At 69.0% G+C, this 19,726-nt stretch carries 24 protein-coding genes, 1 tRNA gene and 1 pseudogene; 12 read left to right on the forward strand and 14 right to left on the reverse strand.

The window, feature by feature from the left end; genetic code table 11:
- Positions 1 to 5: 5 nt before the first annotated feature.
- Both FL583_RS06705 and FL583_RS06710 read right to left on the reverse strand, forming a co-directional pair.
- Entirely contained in the window at positions 6 to 953 is a 948-nt protein-coding gene (locus FL583_RS06705; RefSeq protein WP_142703571.1) for a thiamine pyrophosphate-dependent dehydrogenase E1 component subunit alpha, read from the reverse strand.
- A complete protein-coding gene (locus FL583_RS06710) occupies positions 950 to 1,726 on the reverse strand; it encodes an SDR family NAD(P)-dependent oxidoreductase (protein WP_142703572.1) in 777 nt (258 codons plus the stop codon). Before FL583_RS06710 ends, FL583_RS06705 begins: the two co-directional genes overlap by 4 nt.
- A 188-nt stretch (positions 1,727 to 1,914) precedes the next feature.
- On the opposite strand from FL583_RS06710, the gene FL583_RS06715 reads away from it, so the two are divergent.
- Together FL583_RS06715 and FL583_RS06720 are read left to right on the forward strand one after the other, a co-directional pair.
- Positions 1,915 to 2,241: a carboxymuconolactone decarboxylase family protein gene (locus FL583_RS06715; protein ID WP_142703573.1), complete on the forward strand. Its 327-nt coding sequence runs from the start codon at positions 1,915 to 1,917 to the stop codon at positions 2,239 to 2,241.
- Positions 2,242 to 2,853 carry a class I SAM-dependent methyltransferase gene (locus FL583_RS06720; RefSeq protein WP_142703574.1) on the forward strand — a complete coding sequence of 204 codons (612 nt, stop codon included), beginning with the start codon at positions 2,242 to 2,244 and terminating at the stop codon, positions 2,851 to 2,853.
- Positions 2,854 to 2,947: 94 nt separating this feature from the next.
- Here the strand turns inward: FL583_RS06720 and FL583_RS06725 are convergent, their stop codons facing one another.
- Complete coding sequence (locus FL583_RS06725; RefSeq protein ID WP_142703575.1) at positions 2,948 to 3,607, reverse strand: hypothetical protein; 660 nt, start codon at positions 3,605 to 3,607, stop codon at positions 2,948 to 2,950.
- Positions 3,604 to 4,122 carry a SigE family RNA polymerase sigma factor gene (locus FL583_RS06730; protein ID WP_142703576.1) on the reverse strand — a complete coding sequence of 173 codons (519 nt, stop codon included), beginning with the start codon at positions 4,120 to 4,122 and terminating at the stop codon, positions 3,604 to 3,606. Before FL583_RS06730 ends, FL583_RS06725 begins: the two co-directional genes overlap by 4 nt.
- 166 nt (positions 4,123 to 4,288) lie before the next feature.
- Here FL583_RS06730 and FL583_RS06735 point away from each other — a divergent pair, with 166 nt between their 5' ends.
- Complete coding sequence (locus tag FL583_RS06735; protein ID WP_142703652.1) at positions 4,289 to 4,843, forward strand: Uma2 family endonuclease; 555 nt, start codon at positions 4,289 to 4,291, stop codon at positions 4,841 to 4,843.
- On the opposite strand, the gene FL583_RS06740 is transcribed toward FL583_RS06735, so the two are convergent.
- A complete protein-coding gene (locus FL583_RS06740) occupies positions 4,830 to 5,621 on the reverse strand; it encodes a chitosanase (RefSeq protein ID WP_142703577.1) in 792 nt (263 codons plus the stop codon). The genes FL583_RS06735 and FL583_RS06740 overlap by 14 nt on opposite strands.
- A 322-nt stretch (positions 5,622 to 5,943) precedes the next feature.
- The gene (locus FL583_RS06745; RefSeq protein ID WP_205751893.1) at positions 5,944 to 8,343 is read right to left on the reverse strand and encodes a glycogen/starch/alpha-glucan phosphorylase; all 2,400 of its coding nucleotides are present in this window, start codon (positions 8,341 to 8,343) and stop codon (positions 5,944 to 5,946) included.
- A gap of 142 nt (positions 8,344 to 8,485) precedes the next feature.
- Between FL583_RS06745 and FL583_RS06750 the strand changes: the two genes are divergently transcribed.
- The gene (locus FL583_RS06750; RefSeq protein WP_142703578.1) at positions 8,486 to 9,385 is read left to right on the forward strand and encodes a DUF808 domain-containing protein; all 900 of its coding nucleotides are present in this window, start codon (positions 8,486 to 8,488) and stop codon (positions 9,383 to 9,385) included.
- A gap of 46 nt (positions 9,386 to 9,431) precedes the next feature.
- Here the strand turns inward: FL583_RS06750 and trmB are convergent, their stop codons facing one another.
- Positions 9,432 to 10,103 carry a tRNA (guanosine(46)-N7)-methyltransferase TrmB gene (gene trmB, locus FL583_RS06755; RefSeq protein WP_142703579.1) on the reverse strand — a complete coding sequence of 224 codons (672 nt, stop codon included), beginning with the start codon at positions 10,101 to 10,103 and terminating at the stop codon, positions 9,432 to 9,434.
- Positions 10,104 to 10,324: 221 nt separating this feature from the next.
- On the opposite strand from trmB, the gene FL583_RS06760 reads away from it, so the two are divergent.
- The 4 genes from FL583_RS06760 to FL583_RS06775 all read left to right on the forward strand — a co-directional run bounded on the left by FL583_RS06760 (position 10,325) and on the right by FL583_RS06775 (position 12,453).
- Positions 10,325 to 10,909, forward strand: coding sequence for a DedA family protein (locus FL583_RS06760; RefSeq protein WP_142703580.1), 585 nt, complete (start codon positions 10,325 to 10,327; stop codon positions 10,907 to 10,909).
- Between the two features lie 79 nt (positions 10,910 to 10,988).
- Positions 10,989 to 11,687: a hypothetical protein gene (locus FL583_RS06765; protein ID WP_142703581.1), complete on the forward strand. Its 699-nt coding sequence runs from the start codon at positions 10,989 to 10,991 to the stop codon at positions 11,685 to 11,687.
- 89 nt (positions 11,688 to 11,776) lie between these two features.
- A complete protein-coding gene (locus FL583_RS39980) occupies positions 11,777 to 12,049 on the forward strand; it encodes a transcriptional regulator (RefSeq protein WP_205751894.1) in 273 nt (90 codons plus the stop codon).
- Between the two features lie 321 nt (positions 12,050 to 12,370).
- Positions 12,371 to 12,453 (forward strand) — tRNA-Leu (locus tag FL583_RS06775).
- On the opposite strand, the gene FL583_RS06780 is transcribed toward FL583_RS06775, so the two are convergent.
- From FL583_RS06780 to FL583_RS06800, 6 genes and pseudogenes are all read right to left on the reverse strand, one after another.
- Entirely contained in the window at positions 12,435 to 13,523 is a 1,089-nt protein-coding gene (locus FL583_RS06780; RefSeq protein ID WP_170323521.1) for a recombinase family protein, read from the reverse strand. The genes FL583_RS06775 and FL583_RS06780 overlap by 19 nt on opposite strands.
- Before the next feature lie 10 nt (positions 13,524 to 13,533).
- The gene (locus FL583_RS06785; RefSeq protein WP_142703583.1) at positions 13,534 to 15,003 is read right to left on the reverse strand and encodes an FtsK/SpoIIIE domain-containing protein; all 1,470 of its coding nucleotides are present in this window, start codon (positions 15,001 to 15,003) and stop codon (positions 13,534 to 13,536) included.
- On the reverse strand, positions 15,000 to 15,194 hold the full coding sequence (locus FL583_RS06790; protein WP_142703584.1) for a hypothetical protein: 195 nt from the start codon (positions 15,192 to 15,194) through the stop codon (positions 15,000 to 15,002). Before FL583_RS06790 ends, FL583_RS06785 begins: the two co-directional genes overlap by 4 nt.
- Positions 15,184 to 15,552, reverse strand: coding sequence for a hypothetical protein (locus FL583_RS41510; RefSeq protein WP_240746597.1), 369 nt, complete (start codon positions 15,550 to 15,552; stop codon positions 15,184 to 15,186). The genes FL583_RS06790 and FL583_RS41510 overlap by 11 nt, the downstream gene beginning before the upstream one ends.
- Positions 15,553 to 15,579: 27 nt before the next feature.
- Positions 15,580 to 15,930, reverse strand: a pseudogene (locus FL583_RS42830) (DUF2637 domain-containing protein); the annotation flags it as partial.
- Between the two features lie 47 nt (positions 15,931 to 15,977).
- Complete coding sequence (locus FL583_RS06800; protein ID WP_142703586.1) at positions 15,978 to 16,160, reverse strand: hypothetical protein; 183 nt, start codon at positions 16,158 to 16,160, stop codon at positions 15,978 to 15,980.
- Positions 16,161 to 16,605: 445 nt separating this feature from the next.
- Between FL583_RS06800 and FL583_RS06805 the strand changes: the two genes are divergently transcribed.
- The 4 genes from FL583_RS06805 to FL583_RS06820 all read left to right on the forward strand — a co-directional run bounded on the left by FL583_RS06805 (position 16,606) and on the right by FL583_RS06820 (position 19,080).
- Positions 16,606 to 17,343, forward strand: coding sequence for a DUF5919 domain-containing protein (locus FL583_RS06805; RefSeq protein WP_142703587.1), 738 nt, complete (start codon positions 16,606 to 16,608; stop codon positions 17,341 to 17,343).
- 21 nt (positions 17,344 to 17,364) lie between these two features.
- On the forward strand, positions 17,365 to 17,841 hold the full coding sequence (locus FL583_RS06810) for an NUDIX hydrolase (protein ID WP_142703588.1): 477 nt from the start codon (positions 17,365 to 17,367) through the stop codon (positions 17,839 to 17,841).
- 3 nt (positions 17,842 to 17,844) lie between these two features.
- The gene (locus FL583_RS06815) at positions 17,845 to 18,345 is read left to right on the forward strand and encodes a hypothetical protein (RefSeq protein ID WP_142703589.1); all 501 of its coding nucleotides are present in this window, start codon (positions 17,845 to 17,847) and stop codon (positions 18,343 to 18,345) included.
- Positions 18,346 to 18,423: 78 nt separating this feature from the next.
- Entirely contained in the window at positions 18,424 to 19,080 is a 657-nt protein-coding gene (locus tag FL583_RS06820; RefSeq protein WP_142703590.1) for a DUF6082 family protein, read from the forward strand.
- A gap of 70 nt (positions 19,081 to 19,150) precedes the next feature.
- Here FL583_RS06820 and FL583_RS06825 read toward each other — a convergent pair whose 3' ends face one another.
- Positions 19,151 to 19,714: an HD domain-containing protein gene (locus FL583_RS06825; RefSeq protein WP_240746599.1), complete on the reverse strand. Its 564-nt coding sequence runs from the start codon at positions 19,712 to 19,714 to the stop codon at positions 19,151 to 19,153.
- Positions 19,715 to 19,726: the final 12 nt, after the last annotated feature.

Consider the following 19,726-nt stretch of genomic DNA (forward strand, 5'->3'; position numbering starts at 1 on the left):
GCTCCTCAGACGTAGGTGTAGCGGGTGAGCAGGTCTTGGCCGGGTTGGTTGCCCTTGAGGGCCTCGTCGCGGGCGTTGTCGACCTGGGTCCTGGCCTCGGCCTCGATCTTCTCCAGCTCGTCCTCGGTGGCCTCGCCGCTCTCGTGCAGGAGCTTGCGGGCGAACACGATCGGGTCCTTCGTGGACGCGTCGGCCTTGGTCTCGGCGCTGCGGTACTGCTGCGGGTCGGCGAGGTAGTGGCCGGTGAGGCGGACGGTCTTGACCTCGATGAGCGTCGGCCCGTTGTTGCTGCGGGCTCGTTCGACGGCTTCGACGGCGACGTCGTGGACGTCGAACGGGTTCTGGCCGTCGACTTGCACCCCGTGCCAGCCGTAGCCCTTCGCCCGGTCCACGAAGGAGCCCCCGGTCGAGTGCTCGGTGGGCGTCGACACGGCCCAGCCGTTGTTCTGGACGACGAAGACCAGCGGGAGTTTCCAGGCCCCGGCCGCGTTGGCAGCCTCGTGGAACGTCCCGCGGTTGGCCGCGCCGTCGCCCATGAAGCACATCGTGACCTGGCCTGACTTGCGCAGCTTGGCGGAGAGCGCGGCGCCGGACGCAATGAGCTGGCTGCCGCCGAGCGTGCCCGACTGGCCGAGGACGCCCCGCTCGGGGTCGGCGACGTGCACGATGCCGGCGCCGAGGCCGTTGGTGGTGCCGAGCTCGTTGCCCAGGAAGTCGCCGAACAGGGCGGTGAGCGACGTGCCCTTCGCGATGATGTGGGCCATGCCGCGGTGGTCGTAGAGCAGGTAGTCGGTGTCTTCGAGGGCCAGCGTGGCGCCGACCTCGGAGCCCTCCGAGCCGCGGCCCGGGTGGTAGCTGGCCGGCGCCAGGTTCTCGTCGATGAGCCTGAGTAGGGCCTGTTCCCAGGCTTGGGCCAGGACCATCACGCGGTAGATCTCTAAACGGGAGCTCATTGGGCTGTCCAACCTCCGTCGACGTTGAGGACGGTTCCGGTGAGGTAGCGGGCGGCGTCCGAGAGCAGGAAGTGCACGGCGCCGACGACGTCCTGCGGCGTGGCGAAGCGGGCCATCGGGATCTTGCCGAGCAGGATCGCCGACCAGCGGTCGTGCGCGCGCAGCGCCTCGGTCATGTCGGTCTCGACGTAGCCGGGCGCCACCGCGTTGACGCGCACGCCCCGGTCGGCCCACTCGACGCCGAGGCTGCGGGTCAGCATGTCGACGCCCCCCTTGGAGGCGGCGTAGGCGACGATGCGCGGTCCGGCGACCTGGCCGTGGACGCTCGAGACGTTGACGATGCTGCCGGCGCCCTGGTCGAGCATCTGCCGTCCGGCGGCCATCGTCGCGATGAACGTGCCGGTCAGGTTCGTCTCGCAGACCTCGCGCCACTCGTCGAGCTGCATGGTCTCGCTGCGCTTGAGGACCGGGCTGATGCCCGCATTGTTGACCAGGCCGTCGAGGTGACCCCACCGTTGCTCTGCTTTCCTGACGGCGGTGGCGGCGACGGCCTCGTCGGTGATCGAGCCGACGACCGGGATGACCTCGGCGCCGTCCGCCTCGGCCTTCGCGCAGACGTCCTGCAGGGCCGCCTCCGTCCGGGCCTGGAGGACGAGGTGTGCGCCGGCCAGGGCCAGTTGGTGGGTGATCGCGGCGCCGATCCCGCGGCTGGCGCCGGTGATCCAGATGACGCGGCCGTCGAGGCCGAAGGTGGTGTTCGGGTCTGGTGGCACGGCGTTTCACGCTCCTGTGCGCGTTCTGGGCCCGGGAGGGCTCGCTGACCGCAGTCGACCGAACAGTCGGTTCGTTGTTTCCTACGCTGCGGCCTGCGCGCTGTCAACCGTTGCCTAGAGGCGTGGTGATGGCGTAGAGATGGCCTGTGAACCGACCAGTCGGTCGGGAGCCTCCTAGGGAGACCTCAGTGGCGGATCGCAAGGATTTCCAGCTCGGGCTGGGGAAGCTGGCCAAGGCCGGCGGCACCAGCGAGACGATGAAGGCGTTCACCGCCGTGCACGAGGCCGCGCTGGCCGACGGCGAGCTACCGCGCAAGGTCAAGGAACTGATCGCCACGGCCATCTCGATCACCTCGCAGTGCGAGGGATGCATCGGCTGGCACGTCGACGGGGCCCTGCGGGCCGGGGCGAGCGCGGCCGAGGTCGAGGAGGCGATCGGGGTCGCGATCCTGATGGGCGGCGGGCCGGCGACGTATTACGGCTCGAAGGCGCTGGAGGCGTTGCAGAATTCGTGAGTGCTTCTCTTCGACGAGGTCGCGCAGCTGTACTCGCAGGTTCGTCCGGGGTACCCGGATGCGCTGTTCGAGTGGCTGGCGCCGGGGACGTCGGTGCTGGAGGTCGGCTGCGGTACCGGGCAGGCGACGCGGTCTCTGGTGTCCCGCGGCTGCGACGTGACCGCGCTCGAGCCCGGGCCCGCGCTGGCCGCGGCGGCCCGGCGGGCGGTGCCCGGAGTGCCGGTCGAGGAGTCGACGTTCGAGCGGTGGGACGACCGGGGCCGGCGGTTCGACGTGCTGCTGGCGGCGTCGTCGTGGCACTGGGTCGATCCGGTGGTGGGGTGGCGACGGTTCCGGGAGGTCGTGCGTCCGGGTGGGTCGTTCGCGGTGCTCGGGCACGTCGTCGTGCGGCGCCCGGGGGAGCCGGAGGTGTACGCGGAGACCGCTGACCTGCACGAGCGCTTCGCGCCCGGTCATCCGGCGTGGGGTCATCCGCCTTGGGAGGACGAGTCCGCGCTGCCGGAGGGGGTGCGGGAGGCGTTGTTGGACGCGGTGGCGGAGCGGATCCGGACGGGGTTGGGGGATCGGGTCGCTCGGCGGTATTTGAGCTACGTGGGTATCTCGAATCGCTGAGCCCGGGCGTGGCCGGGCGTTAGCCCGGGCGCGTTCGGGCTCGGGCGGGCGTCAGCCCGGGCGCGTGGGCGCCCGGGCTGTCAGGTGCGGCGGGTCAGCCGTGGGCGTCGCCGGCGCCGTTGACGACCGTGATGCCGGTGGCGAACTCGGCGATGCGGGCGCCGTCCCAGTGCAGCTGGGCCGGAACCTGAATCTGCACCCACCGGCCGGACTTGTCCTGGTACGTGAAGATCTGGATGCCGTCGGTGCTGCGGAGGTAGCCGGTGCGGTCGCCGGTCGGGACCGGGGTGCCCTGGGTGAGCTCGCCCTTCGGCGTGTCGGACGAGGCCGAGAGCACGGTCAGCTTGTTCACGAACGAGTCCGGGTCCTTGTCGGCCGCGGACCTCGGCGCGATCGTGAGCGAGGACTCGCTGCCGCCCTGGATGACCCAGCCGTCCGGGAGCTGCTCGACGCGGTATCCCTTGGGCTGCTTGCCGGTGTAGGCGACGAGCTGGATCTGGTTCTTCGCCGGCGCCTGCGCCGTCACCGGGGTGTTGGAGGTGCTGGAGGTGCTGGACGTGCCGACCCAGGCGGCGGCGCCGCCGACGAGCAGAGCGGCCACGGCGACGCCGCCGGCGATCGCCGCGCGTCGGCGGTACAGGTGATGGCGGCCGCGGTCGAGGTCGGCGGTCGGGTCGGTCGGGCGGACGTCGGTGGTCATGGGGGTGTGCTCCTCGTTCAGGGCTGCGGCGAGCAGGCGTTTGATGTCGTTCATCGGGACCTCCGCCCGGGTGACACGGGTAGCGGTTCCAGGAGTTGGCGTAGCTTGGCGACGCCCTTGGCGTTCTGGCTCTTCACGGTTCCTTCGGAACAGCCGAGCCACTCCGCGGTCTGTTCGACGCTCAGGTCGAGCCAGTGCCGCAGCACGACGACCGCGCGCATCTTCGGCGGGAGCGTCGTGAGCGCGGCCCGGACGGCGTCGCCCAGGTCGTCGGCCGGAGTGGTGTGGGGCCGTTCGGGCAGTTGGTCGACCGACCGTTCCCGGCGCCACCACGGTCGACGGCTCTCGTCGATGTGCGCGTTGACGATGCTGCGCCGGACGTAGGCGACCGGGTGGTCGCTGGTCCGGATCCGGCCCCACGAGACGTAGGCCCGGACCAGCGCGGTCTGCACCAGGTCCTCGGCCCGGTGCGGGTCACCGCTCGCGAGCAGGCGAGCGGTGCGGACCAGGTCGGTCCGGTTGTCCCGGACGAAGCACGCGAATTCCGCGTCGAGCGCTCGTCGTTGCATCGGCACCTCCTTCGCCCGAATGGACGAATCCCACCGCGCCGAGGGTTGCCTCCCGAGACAACAATTTCGACGGGCGCGCGGAGCCGAGTCGCCTCAGCATGGCGCGATACCCTGACGTCGTCAGTCAGCCCACGTCGTGCGCTTGCGGAGGTGCCTCATGACCGGGATGGTGGCGCCCGCGTGGATGCACGAACAGGTCACCGCGGAGCAGTACGCGGTCTGGACCGAAGAGCAATGCGCGGGCATCGAAATAGTCGACGGGATGGTCGTCGTGAGCCCGAGTGCGTCCAAGCGTCACAACCGCTTGGCCCGGCTGCTGGCCAACGCCCTGGATGATGCGGCGGGGCCGGACTGGAACGCGGATACCGACTTCGACGTCCGGCTCACCGATGTGCCGCTCAACAACCGCCGCCCGGACGTCACCGTCTATCGCGCCGACACCATCGACGTGACGCCGACGCGGCCCGAGGACGTGCTCCTCGTCGTCGAGGTCGTCTCACCCGGCTCGGAGACCACCGACCGCATCGTCAAAGCCGACCAGTACGCGAAGGCCGGCATTGCTTTCTACTGGCGCGTCGAACAGACCGCGACCGGCGTGCCGCTCGTCTACACCTACGTCCTGGACCCGGCCACGGACCGCTACCACGAGGGTGACCTCTTCACCGGCGCCGTCCGGATCTCAGCCCCGTTCACCGTCGAGGTCGACCTCACGGCGCGGTGATCGTGTACGTCGTGCCGTAGGTCTTCCAGGTCAGGGGGGCGGCCAGGGTCAGGTTGCCGGCGGCGAGGAACGGGCGTTGCTCGGTGTCGATCCGGCTGGTGTCGAGGCCCTCGGCGCGCATCACGGCTCGGCGGGCGGTGAGGAACGCGCTCAGGTACGCCCTCTCGCTGCCGCCCTGGGCGGGCGTCCGCGCGAGCCTCATCGCGGTGGCGCGGATCCCGCTGAAGCTCCTCGGGTCGGTGCCGGGGCCGTGCATGACGATCGCGTCGAAGTAGATGAACTGACCCAGCGCGTGCAGACCGTCGGCCTTGGCCCGGCGAACGGCGGGACCGAGGTAGGACCGGTCGCGTTCCTCGTCCTGTGCGGCCCGGAACGCCGGGTCGGACGCGGCGGCCCGCCACGCGGCCACGAAAGGGGCGCCCAGCCCGGAGTGCGACGCGGTGCCGTCGACCCGCGCCAACGCCGGCAGGAACCGGGCCAGCCGGTTGCCGGGCCTCCTCGCGGTGTACCGCACGACCACCGCGAGCATGTCGGACGTGCCGGAGCAGAACCCGATGATGCCGCCGGTGTAGCCGCGCCCGTCGCCGATGTCCTCGATGTACGCGTACTGGGCGCGCCAATCGAGGGTCGAGTTCTCGGCGCTGGACACCAGCCGCATCGCGAGGTCCTTCCCGCGCGGAGTGTCCAGCGCGGTCACCGCGCCGGCCGGCGCGGCCGGGAGGAGTGCGACGGTCAGGACGGCAGCGACTAAACCGGTGCGAACGGCGGCGTGCTTCATCGGCTTCCTAGCGTTCCTAGCGTTCGGGGAGCGGAGCAAAGACGATGTGCCCCACGTTCGTCGACGGAGCTCACGATTGGCTCAACGTGACGTTGCCGCTAGTGGGACGGATGTCGTCTCGCCGCGAAGCTTGCCATCCCCGCACGCGCCCCGGCCACCCCGCGCGACGCCCGGCCGCCCCCGCCGAACAGGGTCAACCGGAGGTCGGGACGGACCGGCGGTCGCCGGCGTCCCCAGCGGCGCGAGCACCGCCGCCGAGACCGAACCGGCGCACGGCCTCGGCGTCCAGCAGGGGTTCGTGAACGTGGATCGGGTCAGCGGCTCACGGGTTCACGCGAACCGGGTCGAGGCCCCAGATCGTGCGGGTGTAGTCGGCGATCGTGCGGTCCGACGAGAAGTACCCGGATCGAGCCGTGTTCAGGATCGACTTCGCGGTCCACGCCTCGGCGTCGAGCCACACCTTCTCCACCTCGGCCTGCGCGTCCAGATACGACCGGAAGTCGGCGAGCGTCAGGTACTCGTCCCGATCGAGGAGGGAGGCGAGCACGCCGCCGAACGCCTGCCGGTCGCCGCCGGCGAACGTGCCGTCGCCGATCGCGTCGACGGCGGCGCGGAGCTCGTCGTCGCGCTCGTAGTAGTCACGCGGGCGGTAGTCGCTCGACCGGAGGGTCGCGGCCTCGGCCGCGTCCAGGCCGAACAGGAAGAAGTTGTCGGCGCCGACCCGGTCGCGGATCTCGACGTTGGCCCCGTCGAGCGTGCCGATCGTGACCGCGCCGTTGAGCGCGAGCTTCATGTTGCCGGTGCCGCTGGCCTCCTTGCCGGCCAGCGAGATCTGCTCGGAGAGGTCGGCGGCCGGGTAGATCCGCTGGCCCAGCGTCACGTTGTAGTTGGCCGGGAAGAACACCTTGAGGTACGGCGCGACCGCCGGGTCGTTGTTGACGGTCGCGGCGACCGCGTTGATCAGCCGGATGACGTCCTTGACGGCCCAGTAGCCCGGCGCGGCCTTACCCGCGAATACGACCGTGCGCGGCGCGGGCGTCTCTCCGGCCCGAATGCGCTGGTAGAGCGTGATCGTGTGCAGCAGCTTGAGCAGCTGGCGCTTGTACTCGTGGAACCGCTTGACGATGACGTCGGTGAGGAAGTCCGGCGCGACGCCGAGCGTGAGCTTGTTGGCCCGCTTGATCTCGCGCCAGCGGGCGCGGAAGGCGTCGTCGGCGGCGAACGGCTCCAGCCCCTGCAGCAGCGAGAGGTCACGCAGCCAGGCGTCGCTGCCGAGCGCCGAGCTGATCAGGTCCGACAGTGCCGGATTGGCGATCTTGACGAACCGCCGCGGGGTCACGCCGTTGGTGACGTTGTGGAAGCGCCCCGGCCACAGCTCGGCAAAATCGCGCAGCGTCGTCTCGGCGAGCAGCTGGGAGTGCAGGGCGGCGACGCCGTTCACCGCCCGCGACCCGACGACGGCCAGGTTCGCCATCCGGATCCGCCGCTCGGGCTCCTCCTGGACCAGCGACATCCGTTGGATCCGAGCGACGTCTCCGGGGAACCGCTCCGACACCTCGGCCAGGAACCGGGCGTTGATCTCGTAGATGATCTCGAGGTGGCGGGGCAGCAGGTTCTCGATCGTCGCCACCGGCCACGTCTCCAGCGCCTCGGGCAGCAGCGTGTGGCACGTGTACCCGAACGTGTCGTGGGTGATCCGCCAGGCCCGGTCCCAGTCCAGCTCGTACTCGTCGACCAGCAGGCGCATGAGCTCCGGGATCGCCAGCACCGGGTGCGTGTCGTTCAGCTGGATCGTCGTCTTGGCGGCGAACTCGTCCCAATTGCCGTCGTTGCGGAAGGAGAACCGCCGGATGATGTCGCGCAGCGAGCAGGAGACCAGGAAGTACTGCTGCTTGAGGCGCAGCTCCCGGCCGAGGTCGGTGCTGTCGTCCGGGTACAGGACCTTGCTGATGTTCTCCGAGCGGACGACGTCCGCGACGGCCTCGGCGTACTGGCCGTGCGCGAACCGGGTGAGGTCGAACGAGCCCTGCGCGGCCCGGGCGCGCCACAGCCGGACGATGTTCACGGTGTCGGTGCCGTAGCCCGGCACCAGCATGTGGCTCGGCTCGCCGAGCACGGTCTCCGCGGGCTCCCACTCGCGACGCCCGTCGACGGACGTGACCTTGCCGTAGAAGCCGACGACCTGGTTGTCGTCGGGGGCCGGGAACTCCCACGGGTTGCCCTGGAACGCCCAGTCGTCGGGGCGTTCGACCTGCCCACCGGCGTCCAGATCCTGCTTGAAGATGCCCAGGTCGTACCGGATGCCGTAACCGACGGCCGGCAGGTCCATCGTCGCGAGCGAGTCGAGCAGGCAGGCCGCGAGGCGGCCGAGGCCGCCGTTCCCGAGGCCGGGCTCGACGTCCTGCGCGGCGGTCGTGTCGAAGTCGGGCACGGCCTCGCGGGCCAGGTCGGTGGTGCCGGTGTAGAGCAGGTTCTGCTCCAGCTGACGGCCGAGCATGTACTCGGCGGACAGGTAGTAGAGCCAGCGCGGGTTGGCCTGGTAATGCGCGGCCGCGGTACGCGCGCGCCGCTCGGCGAGCCGGTCCCGGACCGTTCGCGCGAGGCTGTCGTACATGTCCTGAGCGCTGGCCGACTCCACGGTCGTGCCGCGTTCGTAGTAGAGGTTGCTGAGCAGGTCGCGAGCGAAGTCCTGCGGGGTGTTGCCGAGCGCACGAAGGTCCACGCCTGGATCGTGCCGGGGTGATTTCCCGGTTTCCAGAGGTCGGCCCGCTTGTTCAGCGATTGGACACGTGGTGGCCTGCAACCACCTGCTCTTCCGGGCTCACTGGGACAATGAGCTGCTCGAATCTCTGGAAGGACTGCCCGTGGCCGGTGGACTGGTTGCCCTGCTGGACGACGTCGCGGTGCTGGCTCGCGCCGCGGCCGCGTCCGTCGACGACATCGGCGCCGCCGCGGCGAAGGCCGGCACCAAGGCGGCCGGCGTCGTCATCGACGACGCGGCGGTGACGCCGCAGTACGTGCAGGGGCTGGCGGCCGAGCGGGAGCTGCCGATCATCAAGCGCATCGCGCTGGGGTCGCTGCGCAACAAGTACCTGATCATCCTGCCGGTGGTGCTGCTCCTCAGCCAGTTCCTCCCCGGCCTGCTGACGCCGATCCTGATGCTCGGTGGCGCCTACCTGTGTTTCGAAGGCGCGGAGAAGGTGTGGGCGAAGATCGCGGGTCATTCCGGCGAGGAGGGCGGCGCTGCGAAGGACGAGAAGGCGCTGGTCTCGGGCGCGGTGCGCACCGACCTGATCCTGTCGGCCGAGATCATGGTGATCACGCTCAACGAGGTGATCGACGAGCCGTTCTGGTCCCGCCTGGTGATTCTCGCGATCGTCGCGCTGGTGATGACCGTCGTCGTCTACGGCGCCGTCGGGCTGATCGTCAAGATGGACGACGCCGGCCTGCGGCTGGCCGGGAGGTCCGGGGGAGTGGCGGCCTTCGGCCGCGGCCTGGTGAAGGCGATGCCGATCGTGCTGACGGTGCTGACCGTGGTCGGGACGGCGGCGATGCTGTGGGTAGGTGGGCACATCCTGCTGGTGGGGACGGACGAGCTGGGTCTGCACGTGCTGTACGACGTGGTGCACCACCTGGAGGAGGGCCTGAATCCGGTGGTGGGGTGGGTGGTGAACACCGTGGCCAGCGGGATCCTCGGCCTACTCGTGGGAGCGGTGATCGTGCTGGTGGTGACGTTGACGGTTCATCGGCGCAAGGCTCACTGACCCACGGGGCCGTGGCGTCGCAGCGCCGCCCGCAGGCGGGGGTCGCTCAGCCGTTCCGGACCGCGAAGATGTCGGCGACCTCGTGACCCTTGGCCCGGCCGCGGGCCTCGTACTTGGTGACCGGCCGCCACTCCGGCCGCTCCACCGGCCCGCCGTACTCGAGCACCAGCCCCGGCTCGGCGTCGAGGACCTCCACCATCTGGGCCGCGTAGGGCGCCCAGTCGGTAGCGCAGTGCAGCCGGCCGCCGGGAGCCAGCTTCGAGGCCGCCAACGCGGCGAAACGGGCGTCGACGAGACGGCGCTTGACGTGCCGGGCCTTCGGCCACGGGTCGGGGAAGTAGAGACGAATCCCGGCCAGACTCGCCGGGGGGATCCGCCGGGCGAGGAGCTCGGCGCCGTCGCCGTGGAGGACGCGCACGTTGTCGAGGTCCTGCTCGTGCAGGCCCCGGAGCAGCGCACCCACGCCGGGCACGTGCACGTCGGCCGCGATGATGCAGGTCGACGGGTCGGCGCGGGCCATCTCCAGGGTGGTGCCGCCCATGCCGAAGCCGATCTCCAGGACGACCGGGGCTTCGCGCTGGAAGAGGGCGGGCAGGTCGAGGAGGACGTCGCCGGGCGGGATGGCGAATCGGTCGGCGAAGGAGTCGAGTGCTCGCTGCTGACCCGGGGTGATTCGTCCGCTGCGGAGCTTGTAGGTCCGGGTCAGGGGTTCGGTCACGCTTCATTGTCCGCCACGGGGGAGTCGGTGGGGGAGGTGGCCCCGGGGCGACGTCCGAATGCCGGAGCGGATCCCGGACTGCGCCGGATTCGCTCCGGCGAGCTGCACCATGGGGCGCCTCCTAGGGGTCGATCTCCGGGTGTTCCCGCATTGCCCGAGTTGAAGCACGTGCAAATCATTGTTTGCAGGTAGTTACTCGCCTGTGGACGGAGCTCCCTCGCATGCTCGAACACGCCCTGCACCTCGCCGGATCGCCCTGGATCTACGCCGTCGTCGTGCTGTTCGTCGCCGCCGACGGTGTCTTCACGTTCCTGCCATCGGACTCCCTCGTCATCTGCCTCAGCGCTCTCTCCATCGGTGGCGCGCCCAGCCTCGCGCCGTTGGTGACGAGTGCGGCGCTCGGCGCCGTCGTCGGCGATTGGATCTCGTACGCGCTCGGGCGGCGGGCGACCGGGTGGCTGGGCCCGCCGAAGAAAGGCGCCGTAGGCGCCGCGTTCGCCACCGCTCGACGCGCCGTGGGGCGCTGGGGCGGCCTGGCCCTGGTGGTGGGTCACTTCCTTCCCGGCGGACGTACGGCGACGACGCTCGCCGCGGGCTGGCTCAGGTTCCCCAGGCGGACGTTCGGCCTGAGCACGACGGTGGCCGGCGTGTTGTGGGCGATCTACATCAGTGGACTGGGGTGGCTGGGCGGCCTGGCGTTCGCATCGCGGCCGTTGCTCGGCGCGGTACCGGGAATCGTGTTCGGAGTGGTGGCAGGAGCGTTCCTCCAAGTTCGCTCGCGGCGGTTGACAGCGGCGCCCGAGTAAATGACTCTGTAATCCAAAGCGATTTGGAAAGCAGAGGTGTGTCACGGACGCTTCTCGCTCGGCCGCCGTACTGGCGGAGATGAATCAGCTGAAAGCCAGAGGCCGGCGGCTGGCCCACGGCGGTGCGTGGCTGCCGGCCCTGGTGCTCGCCGCGGTCCCGCTGGCGAGCATCGCGCTCTACCGGCACCCGTTCTCGTCGGCGATCAACGGGGGGACCGTGCAGTACCCGTTCTGGGCAGGTCTGCCCGACCGGCAGCGCTCCTCGGTGCTCTCGTATGCCTTCTGGCTGGTGGCGGTTCCCCTCGCTTTCGTCTTCGTCGCCCGCTGGTATCGCTATCGCGAGAACCGTGCGGGCGTGCGGGTGAACTGGCGGATGCCGGTCGTTGCCGGAGGAACGGGATTGCTGGCCCTGCTGCTGTTGTTCGCCGCGCCGACCGGCACGCCCGGCTTCACGTTCGACTGGTGGCAGGGGCTCCTCACCCCGCTGATGAGTGTGGCACTGGCGGCGGTCGCTCTGGGAGTCGCCGAGCGCAGCCTGGGGATAGCGGCCGCGGGCCTGTGGATGGGCGGTCTGGCCTGGCAGTTCTGTGCTACGGGGTTCGTCGGAGGGCTGCTCGGGTGGCAGGACTGGGTGCTGTCGGGTGGGTCGGGGCCGGGGCTGGGTGGTCAGCTCGGGTTCGGCCTGGATCGCCCCGCTCCGGCCGTGGTGGTCATGGCCCTGCCGCTGGTGCTGGTCGGCGCGTACCGAGCTGTCCGCCTCCGCGGGCAGGGGACGTGAGCGGGGAGCCTGTGGCATCGCCGGGTGCGGCGATGCCGCAGGCTCCGCCGCACCCGGCGGTGGAGCTCGATGACACCATTCATCAGAGGGTGCGCCTGGGGATCCTGGTCATCCTCGCCGAGATCCCCGAATGCGCCTTCGCGACCATGCGCGACGAGCTGCACCTCAGCGACGGGAACCTGAACCGTCACGTACAGGTCCTGGTGGATGCCGGGCTGGTCGACGTCACCAAGGGCTACGAGGGAAAGCGTCCGCGGACGTGGCTGAAGCTCACGCCGAACGGTCGCCGCGCGCTGAAGGCGGAGCTGAGGACGCTGGAGGAGCTCACGAACCGGTTGAGGTCCGTCGGCCTGGAGCCGTGAGGTCGCCGTCGCCCCGCGGCGCGGTGGACCGACCTCGAGTGCAGGCGTCCATGGCTGGCCACCCAGCGGGGGTGAACCGGGCGGCACCGCCGCGACCACGTCGACCGGTCGCGGCGGCGACCGGCCTGGACGGGTAAGGAATGTGCTGGCCAGCCGGAGGGGAAGGGTGGCGTCCGGTCGCGGCCGGCCGTGGTTTCGAGAGCCTCTGAGCCGTTCGACAGTAGAACGGGGGTTCGATAATCGCATCGGTGTGGGCCGACTTGGGAGTTGGTCTGGCCATTAGGTAAGGTTCTCGCAGCGGACGCCGCAAGGCGGTCCCGCGTCCGGGTGGCGGAATGGCAGACGCGCTAGCTTGAGGTGCTAGTGCCCGAAAGGGCGTGGGGGTTCAAGTCCCCCCTCGGACACAATCATGCACACGGCTTTCGGGCCGTGCTTCGGCCGTGACGCTCTTCCGGCCAGGGTGGTACGTCATCTCCAGGTTCAGACTCCGGTAGACGCGCATGCGGTCGATGGGGTCTGCGTTGAGCAGCACGGCCCGGATGCCACCTAAGGCGCTGACCAGCGAATCTATTTCCTCGGTGGTCATCCGCTGACGGCCGCTCAACTCGCGGATCTTCGCCTCGGCCTGGACACGTTCGGCCTGGACTTCGGCCGTCCACTGCTGGATGAGAACGGCGTCGGTGCCTGCTTCGAGCGCGGCGCGGTAGCGCTGGAGTCGCTGTCCGCACGACTGGATCGTTTCCCTGGCAGCAGCGAGCGCCGCATCGTCCGCGTCACTGCGCTGAGACTCGCTAATCGCGGTAAGTGTCTCGGTCAGGCGTGCGGGTGCGAACGCTTGGGCGAGCCACTCGTCGACCGGGCCGGCGAGGGCGTCCTCTCGGAGGTAGAGCGCCTTCGGGTGCTCGACGTGGTTCGCTGCGGCGTAGTCGCCGGGATAGCGGCACCGATAGTGCGGGCGGTCGTGGTTGAAGTTGCCCTGCATGACGCGCCCGCAGAGGCCGCACCGGATCATGCCCGCAAAGAGGTAGGTCCGGTGCGTCGTGCGGGTCTTCCTGACTCCGGGTCGCTTCGCGCCGGCGGCGACGAGCATCTGCACGCGCTCGAATGTCTCCGGGCTGATGATCGCCGGGTGTGTCGGCTTGGCGGAGTGGACCCAGGCGCCTTGGTCGTTCCAGCGCATCTTGGTCTCGTGGCCGAGAGCGACGTCCTCGACGTCGATCAGTACCTCGTCTTTACGTTGCTTGTTCCAGACCTCGCGACCGGTATACCGAGGGTTCAGGAGGATCACGCGGACCGCGGACTTGCTCCAGGCGATGCCGCTCCGGTGGCTGTTGCGCGCTCGGTCGTGGGCAGATGGGCACGGGATGCCGTCCCGCGTGAGTCCCTGCGCGATGGCGTAGAAGCCGCTGCCGTCGAGGAACTCGGCGTAGATCCGCTGGACGACGGGTGCGGCGAGTGGGTCGATCTCCAGCACGTGGAGCCGCTTACCGTCGCCGGCCTTGGCGGGATTGGGGTGTGGTCCGGCGTCGCCGAGCCGGTAGCCGTATGGCGGGCGCCCGCCGAGGTATCGCCCCGGCCGCGTCGAGGGTGTGTGCGTTCCATCCAGCGGCGAGCATGCCTTGTCCGAGGACCAGATCAACGTCTCGGCGCTCACAGACGCGGAGGCAGATACGAACGTCCATCTGCGAGCGGACAGCGCCGTTACCCATCGCGTCCTGTGTCGGCCTCTGCGTCGCGGCGAGCAGCGTCACCGCAGGCGCACGTCCTCGCCTGGCGAGCGAGTCGGCGTAGCGGAGTGCTTCGTCGTCAAGTTCGGCGTACTCATCGACGACGATCACCAGCGCCGGCCGGTCGTGCGAGGGTTCCCAGACACGTGCGCCGCGCCGGGCGAGATCAGCGGCGCGTGCGTCGAGGACGCGGACGGCATCGGCGAGCAGCTCGGCGGCGTCGCCTGGCGTGGTAGCGAGCCGGTCGAGGCAGCGTCCCCACGGCTGTAGTTCCATGCCGCCCTTGAGGTCGATGCCCCAGAGCACGACGTCCCGACAGCCCGTGAGGATCGCGAGGACGACGTTTAGTACTCCGCTCTTGCCGGAGCCGGCCACACCACCGATGAGGCCATGCCGACGCAGCAGCGAGACGCGCACCGGGCCGGCGTCCTCGTAGATGCCGAGTTCGGCGGGCTCATTGATGCTGCGCGCCGTGCCCCCGGGCCAGGGCAGCGGCTCGGCATGCGGATCGCGGTTGAGAACGCGCAGCAGCACGTGATCGGCGCGGTGTGGGTCGGCCTCGATCCGGAGCGCACCCGGCCGAGTGCCGAGCCCGGATTCGAGCGCTGGTAGGCGGTTGAGCGCATCAGCAACGGTCTGCCCCTTGCGAAGCGCGATGCGGGCTCGCCACCCCCACGCATCGACAAGCGCTGACATCACCCGTGAACCGGCGAGCCCGACCTGTTCGCCGACCTCTGGCCATGCCTCCAGAGTCCGCTCGACCTGGACCCGAGCGCGGCGCCGTCGGTGCCACCACCACGGAACCCCGGCCACGATCGTGCCGAGTCCGAGAACCTTGGGCAGCGGTCCGGCGCCCGGTCCGTAGACGGTCGCGAGTACCACCCAGGTACCGGTGGCGAATACGACGCCGGCCGCGTAGGCGCGTTCGATCAGTCGCGGCAGCCAACGCCGACCGAGCCAGGCGACGGCTGCCGTACCGAGGACCGTGGCGACAATAAGGCCGGGCCACCAACCCGGGTGCCTCGTATGCAGGAAGAGCGCGACGAGTCCGGCCGTAGCGGCGAGTGCGAAGGGTGCGAGTTCGGATCGGTACCGAAAGAGGATCCGTCCGGCGGCGGCGAGTCCGGCGCCTGGATACGGCTCGTCGATAAGTACGACCGGCGCGGTCCGAGTGCCGTACCGGCGGCGGAGTTGCCGACGAGCGCGGCGGTAGTCGCGGCGCCTCATCGTGCGTCCAAGTACGGGGGCAGGCTCGGGTTCGCCGAGAGTTCGTCGCGCAGGTAGTACAGCGGGTCCGGTTCGCCGTCCCGGTCAGCGGCCAGCGTCGAGCGGGCGGCAGCAAGTAGGAAGGCGTAGCGCAGACGCGTCTCGGTCAGTGCGGCGCGTAGGCGCGTGTTCTCGTCGGGCTCAGGCGTCATCGTTCTCCTCTCGTTCGGGGACATGGACGGCCGGTACCGGGTCGGACTCGGTGGGTCCGGCGGGGAGTTCGGCGAGCTGCCGACGGAGTTCGGTGGCTCGGCGTCCGCCGATGTGCAGCGCTGCGCGGAGCGCATCGCGGGTGATCGGCCGGCCGTCGTGCTCGACGCGGTACCGCCGGTCCGCGAGTCGGGCGGCAGCGAGCAGATCGTTGTTCGACCGGGGCCGCTCGGGAGTCCGGCGGACCGGCCAGCCGGGCTCGACGGGATTCGGTAGGGCGGACGGATCGGCTCCGTTCGAACCGTCGATGCGGGCCAGTTCGTCAGAGGCCGACTCGTTGGAGACCGGACCCGTACTCATGGGTTCGGATGGGGGCCGCGATCGGAGTGCATGCAGGTGGGAGGTAAGGCCGAGCACGGCGGCCGGGATGGCACCGACCACAACGACGACCGGCCAAGTGATCTCAAGGAGTCCGGTCTCGGCCGCGTGGTAGACGGCGTTGCCAGCGATGCTGACCGTGATCGCACCGAGTGCGTTCGCTCGGGCGAACCGTCGAGCCTCGGCCGACCGCGTCGAGGCGGCGAGCCAGACCCGGGCGGATGTGGTGGCGTAGGCGTCGACCGTGACCGGCAACAGCCAGGCCAACTCAGGCGCCCATCCCGAAGCGTCGGCCAGACCCCGGAGTCCGGAGAAGCTCGCCACCGCGGCGGATGCGGCCGAGACGACCATGCCGCCCATCACCCACCAGTCCCGTCGCGTCGTATCCGGCGCCTTGGTGTCGGCGCTCAGGACAGGAACCGAAGGACGGTGGCGACTGCTTCGCGGACGAACGGCGCGGCGGCCGAGGTCGCGAGGTAGAAGCCGAACAGGGTGCAGAGGATCGCGTGCCAGACGCGCAGGCCGGCGTAGCGGATGAGGAACATGACGAGTGTGCCGAGCACGAGGACGGCAGAGAGAGTCAGAACCAACAGAACGGCCTCCTTTACGAGTGGGGTTAGTCAGGCTTCGTCGGCGTCGGGCCGGCGGTTCCTCCGGCCGGCGTGACGGCGGATCCAGCGAGCGCGGCCGAGGCACTTACGGCACTGGTCGCGGTGCGACTCGGTCGGGCGCGCACACGGGCAGAGCGGACGGATCGGGAGTCCTAATTCGAGGGTGTTCACGGCGGCTTCCTTTCGAAGGAGCTGCCGAGAGAAAGCGAACATGTCTGAGTATGTGCAAGAACTCGATCTGCCAGGGATAGAGCGCATTCTCTGCGCTCATTTCCTGGGGTTGATCGCGTCCGTTCCTCTCGGCTGGACGTGAACGAGAATCCGCCAAAAGAGGGGGACGACTTCACCACGTGACTAGACGTGTGCAAGACGTCTCGCTAGCGTGAGCGCGTCTAGCGACGTCTAGGGACGAGTTCCGGGGGCAATGGCAAACGAGCGGCTGCGGGCAGCACTGTTAGAGCAGGGATTGACCCCCGACAGCGTCGCCGCGGTGGCCGGCGTCGATCCGAAGACCGCGGAGCGCTGGGTCACCCAAGCGCGCATTCCCTACCGGCGCCATCGGTACCTCGTCGCTGCGCTGCTTAGGCTCGACGAGAACTATCTGTGGCCGGACGCGCTCACTCCTGAGCAGGCTGCGGACGCGTCGGAGAGCGAAATCGTCACGGTCTACCCGCACCGCTGGGCGGTGCCGCGTGATTCGTGGGGCCGGCTCTTCCGGACGGCCGAGAGCGAGATCAGCGTGCTGGTCTACGCAGGCACGTTCCTCGCGGACGACAACGGCATGGTGCGACTGTTCGCCGATAAGGCCGACGCAGGCGTCCGAGTCCGCCTCCTACTCGGCGACCCGGACAGCCCGCACGTCGCGCAACGCGGCGCCGATGAGGGCATCGACGACGGGATGTCCGCCCGTATCCGTACCGCACTAGCGCTCTACCGGCCGCTACGCAGCCGCGACAACGTCGAGATCAGCTTGCACGACACGACGCTCTACAACTCCATCTACCGGGCCGACGACGAGCTCTACGTCAACACCCACATCTACGGCTCACCCGCGGGCAACGCGCCCGTGCTCCACCTGCGCAAGGTCGCAGGGGGCAGCATGGTCACCACGTACTTGGAGAGCTTCGAACGCGTCTGGGCCGAGTCCCGTCGCGTCGAGTAGCCGAGCAGAGAGGCGGCCCGCGTGGGCGCACGGATTGACTACTACGACGACCCGGACGCGCCGGCTGCGAACAGCGTGGTGCCCTCGGCGAACGTCGTGGTCACCAACGACGCGGGCGAGATCCTCATGATCCTCCGCACGGATAACGGCAACTGGGCCGTGCCCGGCGGGGGAATGGACCCGGGCGAATCGCTCCCCGCGTGCGGTGTCCGCGAGACGAAGGAAGAGACCGGCGTCGACTGCGAGATCACGGGGCTCGTCGGCATCTACACCGACCCGAAGCACCTCATCCACTACACGAGCAACGACGAGGTCAGGCAGGAGTTCTCCGTCGTATTCACCGCCCGCTACGTCGGCGGCGACCCCACGACGAGCAGCGAGTCGCGCGAGGTTCACTGGGTCAAGCCGAGCGATGTCGACGGCCTGACGATGGATCGGTCGATGAGGCTGCGCGTCGGCCACTACCTAGAACAACGCCCGACGCCGTACCTCGGCTAGCGGATGGCGGTTACCGACTGGATTCAAGCTGGCGCGGACGCCTTCGCGGCGCTGGGCACCGTCGGCGCGTTCGGGGTCGGCCTTGTGCTGTTTCGTCGCGAGCACCGACGCGAGGAGAGCCATGCCGAGGAGGCTCGACGCGCGCAGGCAGCGAAGGTCAGCGCGTGGGTTGAGGCGAAGCACGCACGCGACGGCTCGCCGGAGTTGTTGTTCTTCGTTCACAACGCCAGCGACATGCCGATCTACGAAACCGCGCTTCCCCTGCCGGCGCGGCCCGACGAGGAAACCGAGTCAGAGTTCATCGGTCTCGTGCCACCTGGCCAGACCTTGACACGGTCGGCGCCCTCGGAGTGGCTCGGGTCGTATTACTCACCCGAGCCAGTACAGATTGAGTTTCTGGACAGCGCGGGATGGTTCTGGACCCGTGATGAGCAGGGACTGCTCGTGCGCAACTCTGAACGCCTAAGCCATGACATTTGGGCGAAGAATGCGAGAAATAGGTAGAGCTTCTACCGAGATTGAGGGGGCGTAGTGTCTAATGTGCGTGGCAAGCGGGGCCTGATAGGCCGAGTGTTACTCGGTATGATTCTAACGCTAGGGCTGATTGCGCTTCTGGCTGCCCCGATCGCCCTGACCGTACCAGCCGAACTACCGGGATTTGATTGGCAAAAGGTCGGCGCCGTTGGCGAAGCCTACGGCGGTGTATCCGCACTTCTTTCGGGGGCCGCGCTGATTGGCGTGATTGTATCCACTCGCCAACAGTCACGACAAATTCGCCTAGCCCGAGCGCAAGCGAATAGAACACTTCATTTCGAGTTGATTCGCTACGTGATTGAAAACCCAAAAAGGTATGCCCCCTACTGGGGTATACCTCCGAACGGCGCAGAGGCGGTGGCTGAGTCCGCATATATTAACCAGATCCTCAATTTTCTGCGCTTCGGTATTGAGTCGGAATCGTTTCCTGTTGGAGAAGCTAAGGGCGTTCTTAAAGAGGTTCTTGCGGGGGAGGAGGGCCGCCGATACTGGGAATCCCGGCGGAGCGGTTGGCTTGAACTCGTCGCGGACGAAGATGGCCGCCGTTTTATCTCTTTGGTCGATGAGGCGTACGACGAGCTAGCTGCGCATTATAAGGCGTTACCTCCGCCGCGCGACGGGCGTCGAAGCCCTGCCGCCCCGCTTGTCTTCCTCGGCGCGGCGACGATCGGAGCGATAGCGCTGCGGGCGCTTCGCCGCAGGTAGAATTCCGTCATACTGAAACTCGGCGGAGCCGACCTATAGCCGGATGCATCGTCGGCTTAATAGCGCAGGGTCACTGGTCGGTACTTAGTCTCCCCAGACGATCAGCCGTTGCTCTGACCGCAGCGACGAGGGCCGGCGTCGCACGGCGGATGGAGCGGCTCACCAAATGATCTGGACCGTAGCGGCCATCAATTTCAGCGAGCCGGTTAGATACGTCCATGCGTTCGCCGGATGGGCCGGTCGTCATATCGCAGTAGATCAGTGCATCGGCAAGATCGCTGGGCGGCGCGTCAAACTCGTCCATCTCAGCGGACAGTCCGCGTTCCTCCGCCTCGATGCATGCGCACGTGTGGTGAGCAACCAGGCGGCATAGCATCTCGTCCGCGTATTCTACGTCGCGTAGATAACGGGCGCCATCGATCGGATGGAAGTCCGTCGCGACGAGCGAGGGCGCGTATCCGATGTCGTGCAGCCATGCGGCGCTGACCAGAAGATCGGCATCGGACCCAAGGATCGAGCGGAGCGTCTCGGCCTGAGCGCCGACCCCCTGGGAGTGGGCCCATCGCCGAGGCAGCGGCTCCGCTAGCAACGACTCCGCGAGCGCTCGCGCCCAACCGACCTGCACATGTCCCACATGTGCAAGCCT

Origin of the sequence: Cryptosporangium phraense (assembly GCF_006912135.1) — a bacterium.
Lineage (GTDB): Bacteria > Actinomycetota > Actinomycetes > Mycobacteriales > Cryptosporangiaceae > Cryptosporangium > Cryptosporangium phraense.